Here is a 20629-nt window from a genome sequence, read left to right as displayed (position 1 = left end):
GTCTTGCGACGGGCTGTCTCCAGCAAGGGCAGGATGTGGGCAAACTGGGCGCGACTGATGTCGCTGGGGTAGGTCTTGGTGCGCATCCATCGATTCTCTCTGAATCTGCTATCGGATCGTGAACACGTTCTCAGTAGTTCACGTTGATCACGACCTGATCCTGGTAGCTGTCCGGGGTGTAGTTGGCCACTGCGGCCGTGCCATAGATGTTGTAGCTGGCGGCCGATCCGGTTCCCGTGCCGGCAACCCCGTTGCCCACCGAGGTCGAGGTGGCGGTATTGCCCCAGATGGTGCCGCTGGTTCCGGAGGTGGATCGAAGCTGGTAGGGCACCTGATCGGTATTGGTGGCGGCATTGGCCACGGAGGTCATGACTCCTGCCCCAGCGGTATTGCCGTTGGAGGGGAGCAGCCCGATGTAGTACGGGGTGCCGTTGGTGCAGGTCACGCCGAAGGCGGTCGAGCCGGTAACGGTGCCCGCACTGGTCGGCACCGTGCCGAAATTGAGATCATTGGCAGCGGTAGACATCATGCATTGGGCCGCAACCGTCGCCGTCAGCGAGCCAGTGCCGCTCTGGAAACTGGATTCTGCCTGGGCCATGCCGGCAGCCCCTGCCATCAGTCCTGCCGCCGCAACCAAACGCATGATCTTGTGCAAACGCATTTTGAATGCTCCCTGTAAGTAAATTGAAATCTGGCGGTGTTATAGGTCTGTGCCAGAAGGACACAAGTCGGCCAAAGCATGCAAAAAAAAACCCTTCGCTCATCGTTGTGTACTATTTGACGATTTCCTCCTGAAACTCCCCACTGCGGCATGGCATGTGCAGTGTCATTCTTCTTTCTGTCCGCTCCACCTCCTTTTTCATCCTCGATTTCTCATGTCCACTTCTTCCTCTGTTTTTCTGCGCGCCCTCGCGGCTGCCTGCTTCCTGTGTGGCGCTGTATGCATGGCTCCCGCACAGGCCCAGACCCCTTCCGAAGCCGATTCGGCCGATGTCCTGATTGCCCGCGCCCAGCAGACGCTGCAGCAGCTCGACCGCGGCGAGGATGAGGCCCTGTGGGCTTCGACCATGCCGTTCATCCGGCAGACCTTCAAGAAGAGCAAGTTCCTCTCCGAGCTGCATGCCGCGCACAAGGGCTTCCAGGGCAAGGTCGCCAGCCGGGGATGGATCGGCGTCTGGCGCGTTCTGCATCCGGCAGCCGACCCGCGCTCTCCTGCGGGGCTCTACGCCAATGTGGAAATGGGCACCCGGCTGACCGACGGACAGGTGGTAGTGGAGCGGGTCAGCATGGGGCTGGATCAGGAAGGCCACTGGCGCCTGACGGGCTACATCGTGCGTCCCGGAACTGCCCCGGCTGCGCACCCATAAGCGTCCTGCACGGACCCTCATGGCCCATGGGGGGCCCGTCTGCCCTGCAGCGCCCCCTGTCCATCCCATGCGCCAGAGGCGGCATGCCGCACCCTCCCGGAAATCCTGGGTCTGCCGGGCAGAACAAGCCGCCTACAATGGCAGTCACATCTCGCCACAAGCCAGACAAGAACGCAAGGAGAACCCCCATGCCCCCCGAGATTTCCGCCAGCAACCCCAACACGTCGGCCAATCGCCATCCCGAGCTGCGCCAGGCTGCGCTCGACTACCACGAGCTGCCCCGCCCCGGCAAGATCAGCGTCGAGGCCACCAAGCAGATGGTCAACCAGCATGATCTGGCACTGGCCTATTCGCCCGGCGTGGCTGCGCCCTGCGAGGAGATCGTGAAGGATCCCTCCGCAGCCTTCCGCTACACGGCCCGCGGCAACCTGGTGGGCGTGGTCACCAACGGCACCGCCGTGCTGGGTCTGGGTGACATCGGCCCGCTCGCCGGCAAGCCCGTGATGGAGGGCAAGGGCGTCCTGTTCAAGAAGTTCGCCGGCATCGACGTGTTCGACATCGAGATCAACGAAAAGGATCCAGACCGCCTCGTCGAGATCATCGCGGCACTGGAGCCCACCTTCGGGGGCATCAACCTGGAGGACATCAAGGCACCGGACTGCTTCATCGTCGAGCGCAAGCTGCGCCAGCGCATGAAGATTCCGGTCTTCCACGACGACCAGCACGGCACCGCCATCGTGGTGGGGGCCGCCGTGCTCAACGGCCTCAAGGTCGTGGGCAAGAAGCTCGAAGACGTCAAGGTCGTCACGAGCGGCGCCGGCGCGGCCGCGCTGGCCTGCATCAACCTGCTCGTCAAGCTGGGCCTGCCCCGCCGGAACATCTGGGTGACGGATCTGGCCGGGCTGGTCTACCAGGGCCGCACCGAGCTCATGGATGATGACAAGGCCCAGTTCATGCAGGACACCGACCTGCGCACGCTCGGCCAGGCCATCGAGGGTGCGGACGTGTTCCTGGGACTGTCTGCGGGCGGCGTGCTCAAGCCCGAGATGGTGGCCCGCATGGCGGCCAATCCGCTCATCTTTGCGCTGGCCAACCCCACCCCCGAGATCAAGCCCGAGGAAGTCCGCCAGGTGCGGGACGATGCCATCATGGCCACGGGCCGCACCGACTACCCGAACCAGATCAACAACGTCCTGTGCTTCCCCTACATCTTCCGCGGCGCCCTGGACTGCGGGGCCACCGTCATCACCGACGAGATGGAAATCGCGGCCGTGCACGCCATTGCCGAGCTGGCCCAGGCCGAGCAAAGCGAAGTGGTGGCTGCTGCCTATGTGGGGCAGAACCTCGCTTTTGGCCCCGAGTACCTGATTCCCAAGCCGTTCGATCCGCGGCTCATGATCAAGATCGCACCGGCGGTGGCGCAGGCCGCCATGGACGCGGGCGTGGCTTCGCGCCCGATCAAGGACATGGCCGAGTACGAGGAGCAGCTGCAGAGCTTCGTCTACGCCTCGGGCGCGACCATGAAGCCCATCTTCACCGTCGCCCGCATGGCCACCAAGAAACGCGTGGTCTACGCCGAAGGCGAAGAGGAGCGCGTGCTGCGTGCCGTGCAGATCGTGGTGGACGAGCGGCTGGCCCGCCCGATTCTGGTCGGACGCCCTGCCATCATTGCCCGTCGCATCGAGCAGTTTGGCCTGCGTCTGCGCCAGGGCGAGCACTATGACGTGGTCAACGTCGAGGATGACGAGCGCTACCGCGACTTCTGGCAGACCTATCACAAGATGACTTCCCGCAAGGGCATGACCATCCCCATGGCCAAGATCGAGATGCGCCGCCGCCTGGTGCTGATCGCTGCCATGATGGTGCACAAGGGCTATGCCGACGGCATGATCTGCGGCACCTGGGGCAGCACGGCCATGCACCTGCAGTACATCGAGCAGGTGATCGGGTTCGAGCCCGGCGTGCAGGGCTATGCCGCCATGAACGGACTGCTGCTGCCCAAGCAGCAGGTCTTCATCGTCGACACCCACGTCAACTACGACCCCTGCGCCGAACGCATTGCCGAGTTCACCATCATGGCCGCGCAGGAAATCCAGCGCTTCGGCATCGTGCCCAAGGTGGCGCTGCTGAGCCACTCCAACTTCGGCTCCACCAACCATCCCACGGCGGTCAAGATGCGCGAGGTGCTGTCCATCCTGCAGCAGCGCGCCCCCTGGCTCGAAGTGGACGGCGAAATGCACGGCGATGTGGCGCTCGACGAGGCCCTGCGCAAGACGCTCATGCCCGAGAGCACCTTGACGGGCAACGCCAACCTGCTGGTCATGCCGACGCTCGATGCCGCCAACATCGCCTACAACCTGCTCAAGACGGCAGCCGGCGGCAACATCGCCATCGGCCCCGTGCTGCTTGGTGCCGCCAAGCCGGTGCACATACTGACGGCCAGTGCCACGGTGCGCCGCATCGTGAACATGACCGCCTTCACCGTCGCGGAAGCCAACGCCAACGCCCCCACGCCCGGCGCGGCCTGAAGACTGCAGGAGGAGGTGGCGCGCGGCAGCCCGCTCATTCCACCCCTCCTGCCCTTTTCGCTTCCTCCGGCCTGTCCCTGAGCACGCACCGTGCGCGAGGGCAGGCCGTTTTTCATGGCTACAGGAAGCGGTGGGGCACCGGTCAGTCGTCAGGCTGCGGGTGTCGCTCCGGTATCGTGCTGATCCGCGTCCAGGGCCTGCAGGCGGCGCAGCAGGGCCCGGTCACGGTGTTCCACCGCCTGGGTGAAGCGGGCGGGATCGGGCGTGCCGAAGGCCTCCACCAGCATCCGCCGCGTATCGGCGTCGAGGTGCGGCGAGCCCAGGTCCGCCCACCAGGTTTCCAGCGCCGGCCCCAGGTGCTCCAGAAAATGCTCCATGCCCCCAAGCCCGCCGGCCAGATTGAAGATCATGCTCGGCCCCATGATGGACCAGCGCTGCCCCGGCCCGGCAGAGACGGCCAGATCGATGTCTTCCACCGAAGCCACGCCCTCGCGTGCCAGATAGACCGCTTCGCGCCAGATGGCGGCCTGCAGCCGGTTGGCGATGTGTCCCACCACTTCCCTGCGCAGCCGGATGGGGGTCTTGCCCAGGGCGCGATAGAGCGCCAGCACGGCCTGCACCGTGGCTTCGGACGTCTGCTTGCCCGGCACCACTTCCACCAGCGGAATCAGGTGCGGCGGGTTGAAGGGGTGTCCCACCACCAGCCGCTCCGGGTGCTGCATGCCTTCCTGCAGTGTGCTGGGCATGATGCCGGAGGTGGACGAGGCAATGATCACGTCCGACCCCAGCACCGATTCGAGCCCGGCATACACCTGCCGCTTGATGTCGAGCCGCTCGGGTGCGTTCTCCTGCACGAAGTCCGCTCCCTGCGCAGCCTCCTCGACACTGGCATGCACCGTCAGGGCCTGCTGGGCCGCATCGAGCGTACGGCCCGCCGTGTGCCCGAGCTGTTCCATGCTGGACCAGGCTTCGGCCACAAAGGCGCGCAGGTGCGCCTCGGCGCCAGGAGCAGGATCGCTGGCCCGCACCTGCAGGCCCGCTCCGAGAAACAGCACGGTCCAGCTGGCTCCGATGGTGCCCGTCCCGATCACCGCTGCCGTGCGCGGCAGCTCCGTCGTGTGTGTCATGCTCATCTGTCTTTCTCCTTGTGCGGATGGCGTCCCGTCGGGCAGCGTGCCTGGAGCGGCGCGCCACCGGGGACGGGGGTCGGGAGCCCTGCATGCCCCGATCCACTGTCCGGCCCCTGCTGTCCCGTGCGGGTCGATGCCTCCTGCAAGGCAGGCACCAGGCCACACGTCCCGGACATCAGGCGCCGTTGCAGCAGAAACGGAGCACTGTCTCCCGCAGGTCCGGGCGCCCGATTCAGAGCCCGTCCTGAAAGTCGATGGCCGCGTGCGTGCCATCGCAATAGGGTTTGTTGCGCGACTGGCCGCAGCGGCACAGCGCCACGCGGTTGCGCCGCTCGTACACGGTTCCATCGGCCGATTCGATGGCGATGCCGCCCTGGACCCAGAGAGGGCCGGAGCAGCCGCGTGCCGTGTCCTCGGTCACGCCGATGGCCGGAGCCCGCGGCGTCTCGACGGGCGTACCGGTCTGGTTGTTCCATGCCACGAGCCGACCAGCCGAGCAGTTGTTGACCTGCCGCACGAAGTTGCGCGCCACCTCGGGGTCGTCAGTGGCCTCGACCTGGTTCCAGACCCGGCCATGGGGATCGCAGAAGCGCGCAAAGGCACACAGCGACTCCTGATCGGTCAGCGACAGCGCCGGGCCGGGCATCAGCTCGGCACGTTCACGGTAGGGCGCGCGGTCGGCAGTTTCGGTGCCGTCGAATCCCACCTTGGCATGGCTGCCGTCGCAATAGGGCTTGTTCGCCGACTGGCCACAGCGGCACAGTGCATACTCCTCGCCCGCCTCGAAGGTCCGGGTGGTTTCCCAGTCGAGCGACTGCCCCTGCGCATCGGTCACGATGGCCTGCTGCCGCAGCGGCACCCCGCCACTGACCACATAGGGGCCGTCCTCGGTGATCTTGACATGGGGAGGCTGCTTGGGGGTGGAGGCGTGTGTCATGGGTACGTTCCTTGCAAAAGAGGCATGAAAATGGGTCTGCCCCCGGGACTTCCGCTCTGCAAGCCATGACATGGCTGCACTGTGCCGGCCCCACACTGCAGGCCGTGCGGACGCGGCCACAAGTGCCGCATTCCCAGGAGGGCCCATTGTGTGTCCCCCCGCAAAGGTCGAGTGCCGCCGGTGGTCTTGCAGCATGTCGGCCCCCTGACATTCCGGACATCTCCCGCCTCCCGGCCCCTCAGGTCAGGGCATGTGCTGCAGAAACGCCTGTGCCCGCGGGTGACGCGGCTCGGCAAAGAATTCCCGTGCCGGACGGTCCTCGACCACCACCCCCTGGTCCATGAACACGGCCCGATGGGCCACCTCGCGGGCAAAGGCCATTTCGTGCGTGACCACCAGCATGGTCATGCGTTCCTGGGCCAGGGCCCGCATGGTGCGCAGCACCTCGCCCGTGAGCTCGGGATCGAGCGCGCTCGTGGGCTCGTCGAACAGCATAATGCGGGGCTCCATGGCCAGCGCCCGCGCAATGGCCACCCGCTGCTTCTGCCCGCCCGACAGGCGCCCCGGATAGGCGTCGCGCTTGTCGAACAGCCCCACCTTGCGCAGCAGCTCCTCCGCCCGGGGCACGATGGCCGCGCGGGCCATGCCCTTGACGGTCATCGGGGCCTCGATGAGGTTCTGCAGCACGGTCATGTGGAGGAACAGATTGAAGTGCTGGAACACCATGCCGGTCTGCGCACAGATGCGCCGCACGGTACGCTCGTCGGGGTAGCGGGCCTGTCCGGAGGCATCGGTATCGGCCAGTGTCTCGCCCTCGATCACGATGCGTCCCCGGTCGATGTGCTCCAGGTGGTTGACGCAGCGCAGCAGCGTGCTCTTGCCCGAGCCCGAGGAGCCCAGAATGGCGATCACCTCGCCTTCAGCCACATCGAGCGAGATGCCCCGAAGCACCTCGTTTTCGCCGAAGCGCTTCCACACCTCCCGCACGACGAGAGCGGGAGCCTGTGCGCCGTCTGCGTCACTGGTCCTGGCGTGCATACCGTTTCTCCCCATGCTGGAACAGCCATGTCAGCACCAGCGTCATGATCAGATAGAAGGCCGCCGCCACAATGAACGGGGTGATGGTGAAATCGCGCTGCACGATGTTGCGCGCGGCACGCAGCAGGTCGTTGAGCGCCAGCACGTAGATCAGCGAGGTGTCCTTCACCAGGGTGATGGTCTCGTTGCTCATGGGCGGCAGGATGTGGCGCACCATCTGCGGCAACACGATGCGGCGCATGGTCTGGCCGTAGCTCATGCCGAGCGACTGGGCCGCCTCGTACTGCCCCCGATCCACGCTCTGAATGCCAGCGCGGAAGATCTCGGCGAAGTAGGCCGCGTAGTTGAGCGCAAAGGCCAGCACCGCAGACGGAAAATCCGGCAGCCGCAGCCCGATCCCGGGCACGAAGGGCAGCGCAAAGTACACGAACAGCAGCTGCAGCATGAGCGGCGTGCCGCGCATCAGCCAGAGGTAGCCATTCACGGCGGTGCGCACGGCCCCCCAGCGCGAAAGCCGCAGCAGGGCCAGTCCCAGCCCCAGCGGCAGGGCCAGCGCCAGCGTGATGAAGAAGAGTTTGAGCGTCGTCCCCGCGCCTTCGAGCATCGGGGGGAGCATGGCAAGCAAGGTATCCATGGGCAATCATGGCCGCAGACCGGACACGGCGCACCGTGCCGGGTCGCAGCCCCTTTCGAGCGAAGAAGCGAACCTTACTGCTGCGGAGCCTGGAACCACTTGGCTGCGATCTTCTGGGCCGTGCCGTCGGCTTTCATGGCATCGAGCGCGGCATCGAGCTTGGCCAGCAGGGCCTTGTCGTCCTTGCGCAGGCCCACGCCGTACTCCTCGCTGCCGAAGTTGTCGGAGAGGATGCGGTACTGCCCTGCCTTGCGGCTGGTGTAGTAGCGCCCCACCACCTCGTCCACCACCACGGCGTCGAGGCGTCCCGTCGTCAGGTCCATGAGGGCTGCCACGTTGTCGCCAAACTTCTTGATCTCCTTCATCTGCCTGGACACCGGGTCCTTGGCCACGGCCTCCACGGCGCTGCTGCCGTCCTGCACCCCCACCACCTTGGCGGCCAGATCGGCCTTGGCATGGATGGGAGAGGCTGCGGTCACCACGATGATCTGGTGGTTCTCCATGTAGGGCCTGGTAAAGGCGACGTTCTTCTTGCGCTCCTCGGTGATGGTCATGCCGTTCCAGAGGGCATCCACGCGCCGGCCATTGAGCTCGGCTTCCTTGGCGCTCCAGTCGATGGGCTTGAAGTCGGCTTCCATGCCCATGCGGCGGGCTGCCTCGCGGGCCATGTCGATGTCATATCCGACCAGCTCCTGCTTGTCGTTGCGAAAGCCCATGGGCGGAAAATTGTCATCGAGCCCGATCACGAACTTGCCCGCATGTCCGGCATCGGCTGCGCCCGCCGGAGCGGCACCCGAGGCACCGGATGCGGCAGGCGCCGCTCCCTGCTGCTTGCCACAGCCAGCCAACACGCCGGCTGCAGCCAGCAGGGAAAACGCGGAAAGGGAAGTAAAGGCGCGACGTTGCATGCGAACGATTCCATGAATGCAGGAAAAAGAAAACGCCCGGCGCTCCTCCTGAGAGCAGTCCGGGCATCCAGGATGCCATGCCCTGCGACCCGCAGGGAGCCGGAGACCATGCGGGATGCGGAGCGCGGTAGCGCTCTGTGCACAGCCTCACGCAGAGGCCATGATCCCGTCCACTTTCCCGATTATCGCGGATCGCCTTCCCTTCCTGCCAGCATTCCAGGAGGACCCTGGTGCCGGATACCGCACCAGGAGCGAGGGGATACGCCGGCCTATCCTCGCCGCTCTCCCTCGACCGATGAAGAAGCTCCCGCACTCTCCTGCATTTCCAGCCCCTGCAGCGCCGCCTGGTCCATCAGCACCAGATGCCGTCGGTCGATGCGAATCCAGCCCTGTTCGCGCATCTGCCTGAGCACCAGATTGGTCGTCGGGCGTGAGGCGCCAATCAGGGTCGCCAGCTCGGCCTGCGTAAAGCGCAGACCGATGCGTACCCCTCCTTCCGGTGCCGGTTCGCCGAAGTCATGGGCCAGCCGCAGCAGGCACTGCGCCAGCCGCGCCGGGACATCACGGAACACCAGATCGCGGGCGCGCGACTCGATGCGCAAGAGCCGCCCCGACACCTGGCGCGTCACCGTCAGCGCAAAGTCCGGTGCCTCCCGCATGAGCGCTAGAAACACCTCCCGTGCAAACCGCAGCACCACGCCTGCATCGAGGGCGGTGGCATAGTGTTCGCGGCGCGCCCCCTGCAGAATGGCCAGCTCCCCGAAGATCTCTCCAGGAGCAACGACCTCCAGCGTGAACTCCTCCCCCTGCTCGGAGAGGCTGTAGATGCGGCTGTGCCCTTCTTCCTGCAGATAGACCCATTCGGGATTCTGGGAGGGCACAAAGATCCGCTCTCCCGGCAGATAGTGCGCCACGCGCGCCTTGCCGCGCAGATGGCTGTAGAACGCAGCCGGCAGGTGCTGCACCCAGTCTGCCGAACGAAGATACCAGTGGCCCATCATGTACAGAATCCCCTGCTTTCTGCCACCCGAGGTGACGCCCCGGCGGCAGCGGGAGAACTCCGTTCGGCCACTGCCCTCCAGTTCAGCCCCGCGCCGCACATTTCACAATGTGGCGCATTGTGACATGTCCGCGAGGCCCGCGCTCTCGCCCCGCACGCTGGGCAGGCCGGGAACATCCCAGCCGAAAGCAGGGCGCATCGAGACGGGCAGGATCGATCCTGCCGGAGACTCAGAACCAGCCCAGCACCTTGTCCCGGCTGGGCACCCCGCCCGCATGCACCACCTTGCCATCGATCACCACCCCAGGGGTCGACATGATGCCGTAGCTCATGATGGAGGGCATGTCCTCCACCTTCTCGAGCGTGATCTCGGCTCCGCGCTCCTTGGCCACAGCCTCGATCAGCGCCACCGTATTGCGGCAGTTGGCACAGCCCGTTCCCAACACTTTCACGTCTTTCATGATGATTCCTCCATCGTTCACAGTACCAGGTTGAACACGTAGCCCACAAGCAGAATGCCCAGGGCCACCACCCCCGCAAAGGTCGCGATCAGCCGGGGCTTGAGCGCCTTGCGCAGAATGATCATTTCAGGGGCAGACAGCGCAATCACGCTCATCATGAACGCCAGCACCGTCCCCACGGCCGCCCCCTTGCCGATCAATGCCTCGACGATCGGAATGATGCCCGCGGCATTGGTGTACATGGGCACGCCCAGCAGCACGGCTGCCGGCACCGCCCACCACACATCGCGCCCCATGAACGAGGCCATGAAGTCCTGCGGCACATAGCCGTGGATGCCCGCCCCCAGCGCGATGCCGGCCAGGATGTAGGGCCAGACCTTGCCCACGATCGAGTGCACATGTTCGCGCCCTGCCTCGAACCGGCTCACCCAGTCGGGCCGCTCACCGACATACATGGCATGCTGCCCCTGCTGCATCTCGCGCACCCAGTCCTCCAGGAATCGCTCCATGTGCAGCCTCCCGATCACCAGCCCCGACACGATCGCGACCGCCAGGCCCAGCCCCAGATACAGGGCAGCCACCTTCCAGCCGAACATGCCGAACAGCAGCGCCAGCGCCACCTCGTTGACCATGGGCGCAGAAATCAGAAAAGAGAAGGTCACCCCGAGCGGCACCCCGGCCGACAGAAAACCGATGAACAGCGGCACCGCCGAGCACGAGCAGAACGGCGTGACGATGCCCAGCGTCGCCGCCAGCACGTTGCCCACTCCCAGCCGCCGCCCCGCCAGCAGCGCACGCGTGCGCTCGGGTGCGAAGAAGGTCTGCACCACACCCATGACGAACACAATGCCGATCAACAGGAGCAGCACCTTGGGTGCGTCATAGAAGAAGAAGTGCAGCGCCTCGCCCAGCCGCGTCTGCCGGGTCATTCCCAGGAGGGCGAGCGCCGCATTGGCCAGTGCATCGAGCTGGCTGTAGAGCACCCCCCACGCCACAGCCGCCACGCCCAGCATCACGATCCAGCGAATCAGGGGCGAACCCCACGCCATCTTCTGCGCATGCATGTCCTTCTCCTTCCCTTCAATGCGATCCCTGCCTCAGGCCCCGCTCATACCAGCCGCGCGAACCATTGACCACCTGCACCACCAGCAGCATCACCGGCACCTCGATGAGCACCCCCACCACCGTGGCCAGTGCCGCACCAGACTCGAAACCGAACAGGCTGATGGCTGCCGCCACGGCCAGCTCGAAGAAATTGGACGCACCGATCAGGGCCGATGGGCAGGCCACCGCATGCGCCTCTCCCACCGCCCGGTTCAGCCCATATGCCAGCGCGGCATTGAACAGCACCTGCAGCAGAATGGGCACGGCCAGCAGTGCAATCACCAGCGGCTGGCGCACGATCGCATCCCCCTGGAAGGCAAACAGCAGCACCAGCGTGAGCAGCAGCGCCGCCATGGACCACGGCCCCATGCGCGCCATGGCTGCCTCCAGCGCCCCCTGCCCGCGCTGCAGCAGCTGCCGGCGCCAGAGCTGGGCCACGATCACCGGCAGCACGATGTACAGCAGCACCGACACCATCAGCGTATCCCACGGCACCGTGATCGAGGCCATGCCCAGCAGCAGGGCCACCAGGGGCGCAAAGGCAAACACCATCACCGAATCGTTCAGCGCCACCTGCGAGAGCGTGAACAGCGGATCCCCTCCGGAGAGCCGGCTCCACACGAACACCATGGCCGTGCAGGGCGCCGCCGCAAGCAGGATGAGTCCCGCCACATAGCTGTCGATCTGCCCTGCCGGAAGCCACTGCGCAAACAGATGCCGCACGAACAGCCAGGCCAGCAGCGCCATCGAGAACGGCTTGACCAGCCAGTTCACGAACAGCGTCACCCCGATGCCGCGCACATGCTGCCGCACCTCGCCCAGGGCGCCGAAATCCACCTTGACCAGCATCGGAATGATCATCACCCAGATCAGCACCCCCACCGGCAGATTGACCCGTGCCACCTCCATGCGGCCAATGGCCCGAAACACCCCCGGCGCCATCTGCCCGCAGGCAATCCCGACCCCGATGCACAGCACCACCCACACGCTCAGATAGCGCTCGAACACTCCCATGGGCGCCCGCTGCCGCTGGGGCTGCTCCTGTTCACGACATCCTGCGGACATGGTCACTCCCCCTGTGCCGGTGCATCGAGCGCCACGCCCAGGGCCTGAGCCACCTCAGGCACCAGCCGGGCACGAATCTCGTCGCGCACCGCCACAAACGAGGCGAGCGGCTCCCCATGGGGATCATGAAACCCCACGTGCAGATGCCGTGTCCCCGGGAAAACCGGGCACGCCTCGCGCGCATGGTCGCAGACCGTCACCACCAGATCGAACACCTCCCCGGCCATGCTCTCCACATCCTTGGGATGCAGCCCCTCGACAGGCAATTCGGCCAGCCGCAGGGCTTCCAGTGCCCCAGCCGCCACGCCCGGCTGCGGACGGGTTCCGGCCGACACGGCCCGCACCCGTCCCGCCAGATCGGCATTCAACAGCACCTCGGCCATCTGGGACCGACATGAATTGCCCGTGCACAGCACAAGCACACGCTTTTCGTTCTGGTTCATGAGAGGTTCTCTTCCTTTTTTCCGAGTTGGGCCCGCCGCTTGTCCATCGTGCTGCAGCACGCCGTCAGCGGCAGGCACACCGTCGCCGAAGGCGTGGCCATGCCTGCACAGCAGTCCTGGGTCAGGAAGGCAATGAGTGCATCCATACGGGGATAGTTCGCCGAATAGCGAATGAACCGCCCCTCGCGCACCCCCTCGATCAGCCCTGCCCGGCTGAGCTGCGAGAGGTGAAACGACAGCGTGGCCGGCGCCATGCCCAGCCGCTCGCCCACCCCACTCGCATGCAGCCCTGCAGGCCCCGCTTCTACCAACAGACGAAAAATGGCCAGCCGGGATTCATGCCCCAGCGCAGCCAGCAATGCAGCAGCTTCAAACAATTCCATATTTCGATGATAGTCGAATAATCATGCGAAAACCAGCCCTTGCTGCCACGAATTTCCCTTTCCCGCAGCCCAGCCTCTTTCTCTCTGCCGCTGCACATACCTTGTGCGTACAATGCCTCTCACCATTGATCTTTTGGACCTCATGGTCTGCCATTTTCCTTGCGACATTCCGTGCCATGACTCTTGCACAGATACCGAGCCATGCGCTCCTCGGGCTCGCCGCCCCGGCCGTCACCGTGGAAGTGCATCTCGCCAACGGCCTGCCCAGCTTCACGCTCGTCGGTCTGGCCGACACCGAAGTCAAGGAAGCCCGCGAACGTGTGCGCAGCGCCATCCAGAACGCAGGACTGGAATTCCCCACCAACAAGCGCATCACCGTCAACCTCGCCCCGGCCGACCTGCCCAAGGATTCAGGCCGCTTCGATCTCCCCATCGCCCTCGGCATTCTGGCCGCCTCTGGCCAGATCGACCGCGAGCGCCTGGGGCGCCACGCCTTTGCCGGCGAATTGTCCCTCTCCGGTGCCCTGCGCCCTGTACGGGGCGCACTGGCCATGGCCGCTGCCCTGTACCGACAGGGATGCGGCACTCCGCTGGTCCTGCCACCCGGCAGCGCCGAAGAAGCGGCCTGGGTCCCCGGCGCCGAGGTGTACCGTGCACGCCATCTTCTCGACGTCGTCCGTCAGTTCCTGCCATTCGGAAGCTGCCTGACGGCCTCCCAGGCAGACAGCGACCAGCAGGAAAGCGGCTGGACCCGACTCCATGCCCCCGATGCCCTGCCCCAGCCCGACTACCCGGACATGTCCGATGTCAAGGGACAGGCCGCAGCCAAGCGTGCGCTCGAAATCAGTGCCGCAGGCGCCCACAGCCTGCTCATGATGGGCCCACCCGGATCAGGCAAATCCATGCTGGCCCAGCGCTTCCCGGGTCTGCTGCCAGCCATGACGGCCCGCGAAGCGCTCGAATCCGCTTCCATTGCCAGCCTGGCCGGACACTTCGATCCCGCCCGCTGGGGACAACGCCCCGTGCGGGCTCCCCACCACACCGCCAGTGCCGTGGCTCTGGTGGGCGGTGGCTCCCCTCCGCGCCCCGGCGAAATCAGCCTCGCCCACGAAGCCGTACTCTTTCTCGATGAACTGCCCGAATTTCCCAGGGCAGCCCTGGAAGCCCTGCGCGAACCCCTCGAAACCGGACGCATCCACATTTCGCGTGCCGCCCAGCAAGCCGAATTTCCTGCCCGATTCCAGCTGCTGGCAGCCATGAATCCCTGTCCCTGCGGCTACCTCGGCAGCGCCGTGCGCGCCTGCCGCTGCACCCCCGACCAGGTAAGTCGCTATCAGGGCAAGCTCAGCGGCCCCCTGCTCGACCGCATCGACCTGCGCGTCGAAGTCGCCGCCGTTCCCCCACAGGATCTCCTCCATGCCCCGCGTGGTGAGCACAGTGCCACCATCCGGGAGCGTGTGACCGCCGCACGCGCCCTCGCCCTCGATCGACAGGGCTGCCCCAATGCCCTGCTCGAAGGTGCCCGGCTCGACCAGGTACTGGACCTCACCCCCGAGGCCAGCTCCTTCGTGCAGACAGCCGCTGTCCGTCTGGGCTGGAGCGCCCGCAGCATGCATCGCACCCTGCGCATCGCCCGCACCATCGCCGATCTGGCCAGCGACTCCCGACTCGCTGCCGCCCACATTGCCGAAGCCATCCAGATGCGCCGCGCCCTGCCCGAACGCCTCTGAACGGCCCCCCGCTTGGCCGGCACCCGGGCCGCATCTCCATCCCGCCACGCACCGCCCGGTGATGGCTGCCGTGCGCCCACTTTCCCCTCCAGCCTCGCCACCGGCTGCATCGGACCCTCTCTGCATGGCATGGAATGCCTTCCCGATCCCCCAACCACGCCCCACAGATCAAAAAAAAACGCCCTGCAGTGCAGGGCGTTTCTGTGCGGTCCTTGCGGACAGACGCAGGCGGCGGGATCAGACCACGCCGGCCTTCTGAACCAGGCGGGTAGCCACCCAGTTCTTCGTCTTGGACAGCGGACGGCTTTCGGTGATTTCGATGATGTCGCCCACCTTGTACTCGCCATTTTCGTCATGGGCGTGGTACTTGCTGGTCTTGATCATGATCTTGCCGTAGAGCGGGTGCATCACGCGGCGTTCGATCATCACGGTCACCGTCTTGCTGCGCTTGTCGCTCACCACCTTGCCGATCAAGGTGCGCTTGAGGGAGGTTTTTGCTTCCGTCATCTGGTCACTCCTTGATTACTTGGCGGCTTGCTTTTCAGCAAGAATGGTCTTTGCACGTGCGATATCGCGACGTGTCTGGCGCAGCGTTGCAGTGTTCTGCAGTTGCTGGGTGCCCTTTTGCATGCGCAGATTGAAGTGGGCCTTCTGCAGGTCCTTGACTTCGGCCTCGAGCGCAGCGACGTCCTTGTTGCGCAGATCAGCAGCTTTCATGGTCTATTCCTCCTGATCAAGCGCCCAGCAGGCGCGTTGCGAACACGGTGCGCAGCGGCAGCTTGGCAGCGGCCAGTGCAAAGGCTTCACGTGCCAGTTCCTCGGAAACGCCGACGATCTCGAACAGCATCTTGCCGGGCTGGATTTCAGCGACGTAGTACTCCGGATTGCCCTTGCCGTTACCCATACGGACTTCAGCAGGCTTCTCGGAAATCGGCTTGTCGGGGAAGACACGGATCCAGATGCGACCGCCACGCTTGACGTGACGGGAGATCGCACGACGTGCGGCCTCGATCTGGCGGGCGGTCAGACGGCCGCGGTCGGTGGACTTCAGACCGAAGTCACCGAACGCCACGGTATTGCCACGGGTGGCGATACCGGTGTTGCGGCCTTTCTGCTCTTTACGATACTTTCTGCGTGCAGGTTGCAGCATGTTGTTTCTCCTGGATCAACCGAACGGGATTATTCGGCTGCAGTACCGTCTGCTGCTGCAGCAGGCGCGTTTTCCTTGCGGACGCGCTTAACGGCGGACTTGGCTTCGGCACCAGAGGCTTCGCTCGGCTTGTCGCTGCCATCGGCGGGAGCGGTGTTGCCGGGGCCGGCCACGCGGCGGGTGCGCGGACGGTCGTTGCCACGGCCATCACGGCGGCCGCGCGGACGACGCTCGTCATCCGGACGGGGCGTGCTGTCGAGCGAGGGCACATCGTTGCGGCCCAGGGTATCACCCTTGTAGACCCACACCTTGACGCCGATGACGCCGTAGGTGGTGTGTGCTTCGCTCACGCCGTAGTCGATGTCGGCACGCAGCGTATGCAGAGGCACGCGGCCTTCGCGATACCACTCGGTGCGGGCGATTTCGATGCCGTTCAGACGACCGGCGGACATGATCTTGATGCCCTGAGCGCCCATGCGCATGGCGTTCTGCATGGCGCGCTTCATGGCGCGGCGGAACATGATGCGCTTTTCGAGCTGCTGCGTGATGGAATCGGCGATCAGCTTGGCATCGACTTCGGGCTTGCGCACTTCCTCGATGTTCACGGCGACCGGAACGCCCAGCATGGCGTTCAGTTCCTTCTTCAGGTTCTCGATGTCCTCACCCTTCTTGCCGATCACCACACCCGGACGGGCAGAGTAGATCGTGATGCGGGCGCTCTTGGCAGGACGCTCGATCAGGATGCGGGCAACGGAGGCGTTCTTGAGCTTCTTGCCCAGGTATTCACGCACCTTGACGTCTTCGGCCAGCATGCCGGCGAAGTCGCGGTTGTTGGCATACCAGCGGCTGTTCCAGTTGCGGGTCACCGCCAGGCGGAAACCGGTAGGATGGATTTTCTGTCCCATTGCTTACACCTCTTCGTTGCCAACAGTCACATACACATGGCATGTGGGCTTGCTGATGCGGTTGCCGCGGCCTTTTGCGCGGGCGGTGAAGCGCTTGAGCGTGGGACCCTGCTCGACGTAGATGGTCTTGACCTTCAGTTCGTCGATATCGGCTCCATCGTTGTGCTCGGCGTTGGCAATGGCGGATTCGAGCGCCTTCTTGATGATCACGGCAGCTTTCTTCTGCGTGAACGTCAGGATGTTGAGCGCCTGATCGACCTTCTTGCCGCGAATCATGTCGGCGACCAGACGGCCCTTGTCGACCGACAGACGGACGCCACGAACAATTGCACGTGTTTCCATGGTCTTTCCTTATTTCTTCGCTTTTTTGTCTGCCGCGTGACCCTTGTAGGTACGGGTCAGGGCAAATTCACCCAGCTTGTGGCCAACCATCTGGTCAGTCACATAGACGGGCACGTGCTGCTTGCCGTTGTGCACGGCGATCGTCAGACCGATGAACTCGGGCAGGATCATGGAGCGACGCGACCAGGTCTTGACGGGCTTCTTGTCTTTGGTTTCGATGGCCTTTTCAACCTTGGCCATCAGGTGATGGTCAACAAATGGACCCTTTTTGAGAGAACGAGCCATTGTCTACCCCTTATTTCTTGCGACGCGACACAATCATGGACTGCGTGCGGCGATTGTTGCGAGTACGGTAACCCTTGGTGAGGTTGCCCCAAGGATCGACAGGCGCCATACCAGTACCGGTACGTCCCTCGCCACCACCGTGCGGGTGGTCGATAGGGTTCATGGCCACGCCGCGGACGGTCGGACGGATACCCATCCAGCGCTTCACGCCGGCCTTGCCCAGTTGACGCAGGCTGTGTTCTTCGTTGGCCACTTCACCGATGGTGGCGCGGCATTCGATGTGGATCTTGCGCACTTCGCCCGAACGCATGCGGACCTGTGCGTAGATGCCTTCACGGGCCAGCAGAGTGGCGGAAGCACCAGCGGAACGCGCGATCTGTGCACCCTTGCCCGGCTTGAGCTCGATGCAGTGAATCGTGGAACCGACAGGAATGTTGCGGATCGGCAGGGTGTTGCCCACGCGGATCGGAGCTTCGGAGCCGCTCACGATGCTGGAACCGACTTGCAGATTGCGCGCTGCAATGTGGTAGCGGCGTTCGCCATCGGCGTAGCACACCAGCATGATGTGCGCAGTGCGGTTCGGGTCGTACTCGATGCGCTCGACCTTGGCGACGATGCCGTCCTTGTCGTTGCGCACGAAGTCCACCACGCGGTAGTGGTGACGATGACCGCCACCCTTGTGGCGCACGGTGATGTGCCCGTTGTTGTTGCGACCGGCCTTCTGGTACTGAGGCTCGAGCAGGGGACCGAAACCGGCGCCCTTGTGCAGATGGTCACGGGTAACCTTGACGACATGGCGGCGGCCAGCGGAGGTCGGTTTGATCTGGATGACAGCCATTATGCAGCCTCCCCTGACAGGTTCAGTTCAGAACCTTCCTTGAGCGTGACGTAGGCCTTGCGCACGTTGTTGCGGCGACCGATGGTACGGCCGAAACGCTTGACCTTGCCCTTGGTGTTGACCACGGACACGCCCGTCACTTCCACTTTGAACATCAGTTCCACGGCAGCCTTGATTTCGGGCTTGGTGGCATCCTGCATCACCTTGAAGGTGACAGCATTGGATTGCTCGGCTGCCATCGTGGCCTTTTCGGACACGACGGGTGCCAGCAGCACGGCCATCAGGCGGCCTTCGTCGAATTTCTTGGTGCTCATGCGAACATCTCCTGCAGCTTGCCGAGAGCGCCCTTGGTGACGAGCACTTTGCGGTAGAAGACCAGCGACAGCGGATCGACGTAGCGGGGCTCGACGACCAGGACGTTGGGCAGATTGCGGGAAGCCAGGTACAGGTTCTCGCCCACTTCCTCGGCGATCACGAGGACGGAGGAATCGAGGTTCATCGCCTTGAACTTGGACACCAGACCCTTGGTCTTGGGGCTGTCCACATCCAGGGAATCGACCACGGCCAGACGGCCGTCACGCACGAGCTGCGACAGGATCACAGACATGCCGACGCGGTACATCTTCTTGTTGAGCTTCTGTGCGAAGTTCTCTTCGGGGCCGTTCGGGAATGCACGACCGCCTCCACGCCACAGCGGAGAAGACGTCATACCGGCACGGGCGTTGCCGGTACCCTTCTGCTTGAAGGGCTTCTTGGTGGAGTGGCGGACCTCGGTACGGTCCTTTTGCTTGCGGGTGCCCTGACGTGCGTTGGCCTGATAGGCCACCACGATCTGGTGCACGAGGTCTTCGTTGTAGTCGCGACCAAACACGGTGTCGTTGGCATCGACCTTGGCAGAAGACTGGCCCTGTTCGTTCAGGAGTTCGATCTGCATCACTTGGCTCCTTCAGCAGCTTTGGCCTTGACCGCCGGACGGACGGACACGAAACCACCCTTGGCGCCAGGAACGGCACCCTTGATCAGCAGCAGCTGACGGGCTTCGTCGATACGCACGACGGACAGGTTCTGGACCGTGACGGTTTCGTCGCCGAGGTGACCGGTCATCTTCTTGCCGGGGAACACGCGACCCGGATCCTGGGCCATGGAGATGGAACCCGGAACATTGTGCGAACGGCTGTTACCGTGAGAAGCGCGCTGGGAACCGAAGTTGTGGCGCTTGATGGTACCTGCGTAGCCCTTGCCGATCGAGGTGCCCTGCACGTCGACCACCTGGCCCACGCTGAACAGCTCGGCTGCAGGCAGGGTTGCGCCTGCGGGGTACTTGCCGGCAACCTCATCGGTCACGCGGAATTCCTGGGTGATTTCACCGGCTTCGACGCCGGCCTTGGCCAGATGGCCAGCCTGGGGCTTGGTGACGCGGGAGGCGCGACGCTTGCCATAGGTGACCTGCAGAGCCACGTAGCCATCGTTGGCTTCGGTCTTGACCTGGGACACGCGGTTGTTGGACACGTCGACCACCGTGACGGGAATGGCATCCCCTTCATCGGTGAAGACACGCATCATGCCCACCTTGCGGCCCAGCAAACCCAAGTGTTTGCTCAGACTCATTGTTTTCTCCGTAACTTTCACCACGACCAACTGCAATTGGCTGACCGCGTGTTGATGTGAAAGACTGTTGATGAAACTTCGCACCCCATGGATTGCGCGCACAAAATCAGCTCGCAAGGGACACGAAGCTGACAATTGTAGGGGGGCTGCCATTCTTTTGCAAGCGCCGTGTTTCTGCCTGCGTGCCAGAAGGCAGCGAGATGTGGTGCGGCAGCCGCAGCAGCGCACGCCGCGCTTGGGAGCGCGCAAGAAAAAAGGCCGGTGATCGCTCACCGGCCCGAAGAGTCCTGTTCGGCTTCCGGCCGAAGCCGGAAGCGGGGGACATGCCGCTTACTGCAGCTTGATCTCGACGTCGACACCTGCAGGCAGGTCGAGCTTCATGAGCGCGTCCACCGTCTTGTCGGTGGGATCGACGATGTCCATCAGACGCTGGTGCGTACGGATCTCGAACTGGTCGCGGCTCGACTTGTTGACGTGCGGCGAACGCAGAATGTCGAAACGCTTCATGCGCGTCGGCAGGGGCACGGGACCCTTGACGATGGCGCCGGTGCGCTTGGCAGTGTCGACGATCTCGGCAGCGGACTGGTCGATCAGCTTGTAGTCGAAGGCCTTGAGGCGGATGCGGATTTTCTGCTTGGACATGTGCATTACTCCAGGATCTTGGCCACAACGCCAGCGCCGACGGTACGGCCGCCTTCGCGGATGGCGAAGCGCAGACCTTCTTCCATGGCGATCGGGGCGATCAGCTTGACGGTGATCGTCACGTTGTCGCC

General features: G+C 64.4%; 26 protein-coding genes and 1 pseudogene. 3 read left to right on the top strand and 24 right to left on the bottom strand.

All coding sequences use genetic code 11. The annotated features are described in order from the left end of the window. Positions 1 to 130: 130 nt before the first annotated feature. Complete coding sequence (locus ACE3P9_RS11325; RefSeq protein WP_374494271.1) at positions 131 to 643, bottom strand: spore coat protein U domain-containing protein; 513 nt, start codon at positions 641 to 643, stop codon at positions 131 to 133. A 232-nt stretch (positions 644 to 875) separates the two neighbouring features. Between ACE3P9_RS11325 and ACE3P9_RS11320 the strand changes: the two genes are divergently transcribed. After that, positions 876 to 1367: a DUF4019 domain-containing protein gene (locus tag ACE3P9_RS11320; RefSeq protein ID WP_374494269.1), complete on the top strand. Its 492-nt coding sequence runs from the start codon at positions 876 to 878 to the stop codon at positions 1365 to 1367. Positions 1368 to 1555: 188 nt separating this feature from the next. After that, positions 1556 to 3895, top strand: a complete 2340-nt coding sequence (locus ACE3P9_RS11315) for an NADP-dependent malic enzyme (RefSeq protein WP_374494268.1) — start codon at positions 1556 to 1558, stop codon at positions 3893 to 3895. Positions 3896 to 4044: 149 nt separating this feature from the next. On the opposite strand, the gene ACE3P9_RS11310 is transcribed toward ACE3P9_RS11315, so the two are convergent. The 11 genes from ACE3P9_RS11310 to ACE3P9_RS11260 form a co-directional block, all read right to left on the bottom strand. Beyond that, the gene (locus tag ACE3P9_RS11310; protein WP_374494266.1) at positions 4045 to 5028 is read right to left on the bottom strand and encodes a 3-hydroxyacyl-CoA dehydrogenase NAD-binding domain-containing protein; all 984 of its coding nucleotides are present in this window, start codon (positions 5026 to 5028) and stop codon (positions 4045 to 4047) included. Between the two features lie 229 nt (positions 5029 to 5257). Continuing rightward, entirely contained in the window at positions 5258 to 5962 is a 705-nt protein-coding gene (locus ACE3P9_RS11305; protein WP_374494265.1) for a CDGSH iron-sulfur domain-containing protein, read from the bottom strand. A gap of 243 nt (positions 5963 to 6205) precedes the next feature. After that, the gene (locus ACE3P9_RS11300; protein WP_374494263.1) at positions 6206 to 7000 is read right to left on the bottom strand and encodes an amino acid ABC transporter ATP-binding protein; all 795 of its coding nucleotides are present in this window, start codon (positions 6998 to 7000) and stop codon (positions 6206 to 6208) included. Beyond that, positions 6981 to 7634 (bottom strand): amino acid ABC transporter permease, encoded by a 654-nt coding sequence (locus ACE3P9_RS11295; RefSeq protein ID WP_374494262.1) that lies wholly within the window; start codon positions 7632 to 7634, stop codon positions 6981 to 6983. The genes ACE3P9_RS11300 and ACE3P9_RS11295 overlap by 20 nt, the downstream gene beginning before the upstream one ends. 74 nt (positions 7635 to 7708) lie before the next feature. Next, positions 7709 to 8542: an amino acid ABC transporter substrate-binding protein gene (locus ACE3P9_RS11290; RefSeq protein WP_374494260.1), complete on the bottom strand. Its 834-nt coding sequence runs from the start codon at positions 8540 to 8542 to the stop codon at positions 7709 to 7711. A gap of 269 nt (positions 8543 to 8811) precedes the next feature. Next, on the bottom strand, positions 8812 to 9543 hold the full coding sequence (locus ACE3P9_RS11285) for a Crp/Fnr family transcriptional regulator (protein ID WP_374494259.1): 732 nt from the start codon (positions 9541 to 9543) through the stop codon (positions 8812 to 8814). A 229-nt stretch (positions 9544 to 9772) separates the two neighbouring features. Further along, positions 9773 to 10003, bottom strand: coding sequence for a thioredoxin family protein (locus tag ACE3P9_RS11280; RefSeq protein ID WP_374494258.1), 231 nt, complete (start codon positions 10001 to 10003; stop codon positions 9773 to 9775). Between the two features lie 17 nt (positions 10004 to 10020). Continuing rightward, entirely contained in the window at positions 10021 to 11067 is a 1047-nt protein-coding gene (locus ACE3P9_RS11275; protein WP_374494256.1) for a permease, read from the bottom strand. A 16-nt stretch (positions 11068 to 11083) separates the two neighbouring features. Further along, positions 11084 to 12172 (bottom strand): ACR3 family arsenite efflux transporter, encoded by a 1089-nt coding sequence (gene arsB / locus ACE3P9_RS11270; RefSeq protein ID WP_374494255.1) that lies wholly within the window; start codon positions 12170 to 12172, stop codon positions 11084 to 11086. Positions 12173 to 12174: 2 nt separating this feature from the next. Next, on the bottom strand, positions 12175 to 12615 hold the full coding sequence (locus ACE3P9_RS11265; RefSeq protein WP_374494253.1) for an arsenate reductase ArsC: 441 nt from the start codon (positions 12613 to 12615) through the stop codon (positions 12175 to 12177). Further along, the gene (locus ACE3P9_RS11260; RefSeq protein ID WP_374494251.1) at positions 12612 to 12998 is read right to left on the bottom strand and encodes an ArsR/SmtB family transcription factor; all 387 of its coding nucleotides are present in this window, start codon (positions 12996 to 12998) and stop codon (positions 12612 to 12614) included. Before ACE3P9_RS11260 ends, ACE3P9_RS11265 begins: the two co-directional genes overlap by 4 nt. Positions 12999 to 13174: 176 nt before the next feature. On the opposite strand from ACE3P9_RS11260, the gene ACE3P9_RS11255 reads away from it, so the two are divergent. Beyond that, a complete protein-coding gene (locus ACE3P9_RS11255) occupies positions 13175 to 14728 on the top strand; it encodes a YifB family Mg chelatase-like AAA ATPase (RefSeq protein ID WP_374494249.1) in 1554 nt (517 codons plus the stop codon). Positions 14729 to 14965: 237 nt separating this feature from the next. Here ACE3P9_RS11255 and rpsQ read toward each other — a convergent pair whose 3' ends face one another. From rpsQ to tuf, 12 genes and pseudogenes are all read right to left on the bottom strand, one after another. Beyond that, entirely contained in the window at positions 14966 to 15235 is a 270-nt protein-coding gene (gene rpsQ, locus ACE3P9_RS11250) for a 30S ribosomal protein S17 (RefSeq protein WP_374494248.1), read from the bottom strand. 15 nt (positions 15236 to 15250) lie between these two features. Further along, complete coding sequence (rpmC, locus tag ACE3P9_RS11245; protein WP_374494246.1) at positions 15251 to 15445, bottom strand: 50S ribosomal protein L29; 195 nt, start codon at positions 15443 to 15445, stop codon at positions 15251 to 15253. 16 nt (positions 15446 to 15461) lie between these two features. Further along, on the bottom strand, positions 15462 to 15878 hold the full coding sequence (gene rplP, locus ACE3P9_RS11240) for a 50S ribosomal protein L16 (RefSeq protein WP_374494244.1): 417 nt from the start codon (positions 15876 to 15878) through the stop codon (positions 15462 to 15464). A 29-nt stretch (positions 15879 to 15907) separates the two neighbouring features. Continuing rightward, entirely contained in the window at positions 15908 to 16783 is an 876-nt protein-coding gene (gene rpsC / locus ACE3P9_RS11235; RefSeq protein WP_374494243.1) for a 30S ribosomal protein S3, read from the bottom strand. Positions 16784 to 16786: 3 nt separating this feature from the next. Beyond that, complete coding sequence (gene rplV / locus ACE3P9_RS11230) at positions 16787 to 17125, bottom strand: 50S ribosomal protein L22 (RefSeq protein WP_374494242.1); 339 nt, start codon at positions 17123 to 17125, stop codon at positions 16787 to 16789. Between the two features lie 9 nt (positions 17126 to 17134). Next, the gene (gene rpsS, locus ACE3P9_RS11225) at positions 17135 to 17410 is read right to left on the bottom strand and encodes a 30S ribosomal protein S19 (RefSeq protein WP_374494240.1); all 276 of its coding nucleotides are present in this window, start codon (positions 17408 to 17410) and stop codon (positions 17135 to 17137) included. A 10-nt stretch (positions 17411 to 17420) separates the two neighbouring features. Next, positions 17421 to 18248: a 50S ribosomal protein L2 gene (rplB, locus tag ACE3P9_RS11220; RefSeq protein WP_374494238.1), complete on the bottom strand. Its 828-nt coding sequence runs from the start codon at positions 18246 to 18248 to the stop codon at positions 17421 to 17423. Then, positions 18248 to 18562, bottom strand: coding sequence for a 50S ribosomal protein L23 (gene rplW / locus ACE3P9_RS11215; RefSeq protein WP_374494237.1), 315 nt, complete (start codon positions 18560 to 18562; stop codon positions 18248 to 18250). Before rplW ends, rplB begins: the two co-directional genes overlap by 1 nt. Then, positions 18559 to 19182: a 50S ribosomal protein L4 gene (gene rplD, locus ACE3P9_RS11210; protein ID WP_374494235.1), complete on the bottom strand. Its 624-nt coding sequence runs from the start codon at positions 19180 to 19182 to the stop codon at positions 18559 to 18561. Before rplD ends, rplW begins: the two co-directional genes overlap by 4 nt. After that, complete coding sequence (rplC, locus tag ACE3P9_RS11205; RefSeq protein ID WP_374494233.1) at positions 19182 to 19856, bottom strand: 50S ribosomal protein L3; 675 nt, start codon at positions 19854 to 19856, stop codon at positions 19182 to 19184. Before rplC ends, rplD begins: the two co-directional genes overlap by 1 nt. Before the next feature lie 330 nt (positions 19857 to 20186). Then, positions 20187 to 20498 (bottom strand): 30S ribosomal protein S10, encoded by a 312-nt coding sequence (gene rpsJ, locus ACE3P9_RS11200; protein WP_054257904.1) that lies wholly within the window; start codon positions 20496 to 20498, stop codon positions 20187 to 20189. A 5-nt stretch (positions 20499 to 20503) separates the two neighbouring features. After that, a pseudogene (tuf, locus tag ACE3P9_RS11195) lies at positions 20504 to 20629 on the bottom strand (elongation factor Tu); the annotation flags it as partial.

Source organism: Allobrachymonas sp. (genome assembly GCF_041912815.1).
In the GTDB taxonomy this organism is placed as follows: domain Bacteria; phylum Pseudomonadota; class Gammaproteobacteria; order Burkholderiales; family Burkholderiaceae_C; genus Brachymonas.
This window is presented reverse-complemented; position numbering and strand designations above follow the sequence as displayed.

What these genes read in the sequence shown, in the direction of transcription:
- ACE3P9_RS11325 (WP_374494271.1), bottom strand. Translation starts at nt 643, where the DNA reads ATGCGTTTGGTTGCGGCGGCAGGACTGATGGCAGGGGCTGCCGGCATG.
- ACE3P9_RS11320 (WP_374494269.1), top strand. Translation starts at nt 876, where the DNA reads ATGTCCACTTCTTCCTCTGTTTTTCTGCGCGCCCTCGCGGCTGCCTGC.
- ACE3P9_RS11315 (WP_374494268.1), top strand. Translation starts at nt 1,556, where the DNA reads ATGCCCCCCGAGATTTCCGCCAGCAACCCCAACACGTCGGCCAATCGC.
- ACE3P9_RS11310 (WP_374494266.1), bottom strand. Translation starts at nt 5,028, where the DNA reads ATGAGCATGACACACACGACGGAGCTGCCGCGCACGGCAGCGGTGATC.
- ACE3P9_RS11305 (WP_374494265.1), bottom strand. Translation starts at nt 5,962, where the DNA reads ATGACACACGCCTCCACCCCCAAGCAGCCTCCCCATGTCAAGATCACC.
- ACE3P9_RS11300 (WP_374494263.1), bottom strand. Translation starts at nt 7,000, where the DNA reads ATGCACGCCAGGACCAGTGACGCAGACGGCGCACAGGCTCCCGCTCTC.
- ACE3P9_RS11295 (WP_374494262.1), bottom strand. Translation starts at nt 7,634, where the DNA reads ATGGATACCTTGCTTGCCATGCTCCCCCCGATGCTCGAAGGCGCGGGG.
- ACE3P9_RS11290 (WP_374494260.1), bottom strand. Translation starts at nt 8,542, where the DNA reads ATGCAACGTCGCGCCTTTACTTCCCTTTCCGCGTTTTCCCTGCTGGCT.
- ACE3P9_RS11285 (WP_374494259.1), bottom strand. Translation starts at nt 9,543, where the DNA reads ATGATGGGCCACTGGTATCTTCGTTCGGCAGACTGGGTGCAGCACCTG.
- ACE3P9_RS11280 (WP_374494258.1), bottom strand. Translation starts at nt 10,003, where the DNA reads ATGAAAGACGTGAAAGTGTTGGGAACGGGCTGTGCCAACTGCCGCAAT.
- ACE3P9_RS11275 (WP_374494256.1), bottom strand. Translation starts at nt 11,067, where the DNA reads ATGCATGCGCAGAAGATGGCGTGGGGTTCGCCCCTGATTCGCTGGATC.
- arsB (WP_374494255.1), bottom strand. Translation starts at nt 12,172, where the DNA reads ATGTCCGCAGGATGTCGTGAACAGGAGCAGCCCCAGCGGCAGCGGGCG.
- ACE3P9_RS11265 (WP_374494253.1), bottom strand. Translation starts at nt 12,615, where the DNA reads ATGAACCAGAACGAAAAGCGTGTGCTTGTGCTGTGCACGGGCAATTCA.
- ACE3P9_RS11260 (WP_374494251.1), bottom strand. Translation starts at nt 12,998, where the DNA reads ATGGAATTGTTTGAAGCTGCTGCATTGCTGGCTGCGCTGGGGCATGAA.
- ACE3P9_RS11255 (WP_374494249.1), top strand. Translation starts at nt 13,175, where the DNA reads ATGACTCTTGCACAGATACCGAGCCATGCGCTCCTCGGGCTCGCCGCC.
- rpsQ (WP_374494248.1), bottom strand. Translation starts at nt 15,235, where the DNA reads ATGACGGAAGCAAAAACCTCCCTCAAGCGCACCTTGATCGGCAAGGTG.
- rpmC (WP_374494246.1), bottom strand. Translation starts at nt 15,445, where the DNA reads ATGAAAGCTGCTGATCTGCGCAACAAGGACGTCGCTGCGCTCGAGGCC.
- rplP (WP_374494244.1), bottom strand. Translation starts at nt 15,878, where the DNA reads ATGCTGCAACCTGCACGCAGAAAGTATCGTAAAGAGCAGAAAGGCCGC.
- rpsC (WP_374494243.1), bottom strand. Translation starts at nt 16,783, where the DNA reads ATGGGACAGAAAATCCATCCTACCGGTTTCCGCCTGGCGGTGACCCGC.
- rplV (WP_374494242.1), bottom strand. Translation starts at nt 17,125, where the DNA reads ATGGAAACACGTGCAATTGTTCGTGGCGTCCGTCTGTCGGTCGACAAG.
- rpsS (WP_374494240.1), bottom strand. Translation starts at nt 17,410, where the DNA reads ATGGCTCGTTCTCTCAAAAAGGGTCCATTTGTTGACCATCACCTGATG.
- rplB (WP_374494238.1), bottom strand. Translation starts at nt 18,248, where the DNA reads ATGGCTGTCATCCAGATCAAACCGACCTCCGCTGGCCGCCGCCATGTC.
- rplW (WP_374494237.1), bottom strand. Translation starts at nt 18,562, where the DNA reads ATGAGCACCAAGAAATTCGACGAAGGCCGCCTGATGGCCGTGCTGCTG.
- rplD (WP_374494235.1), bottom strand. Translation starts at nt 19,182, where the DNA reads ATGCAGATCGAACTCCTGAACGAACAGGGCCAGTCTTCTGCCAAGGTC.
- rplC (WP_374494233.1), bottom strand. Translation starts at nt 19,856, where the DNA reads ATGAGTCTGAGCAAACACTTGGGTTTGCTGGGCCGCAAGGTGGGCATG.
- rpsJ (WP_054257904.1), bottom strand. Translation starts at nt 20,498, where the DNA reads ATGTCCAAGCAGAAAATCCGCATCCGCCTCAAGGCCTTCGACTACAAG.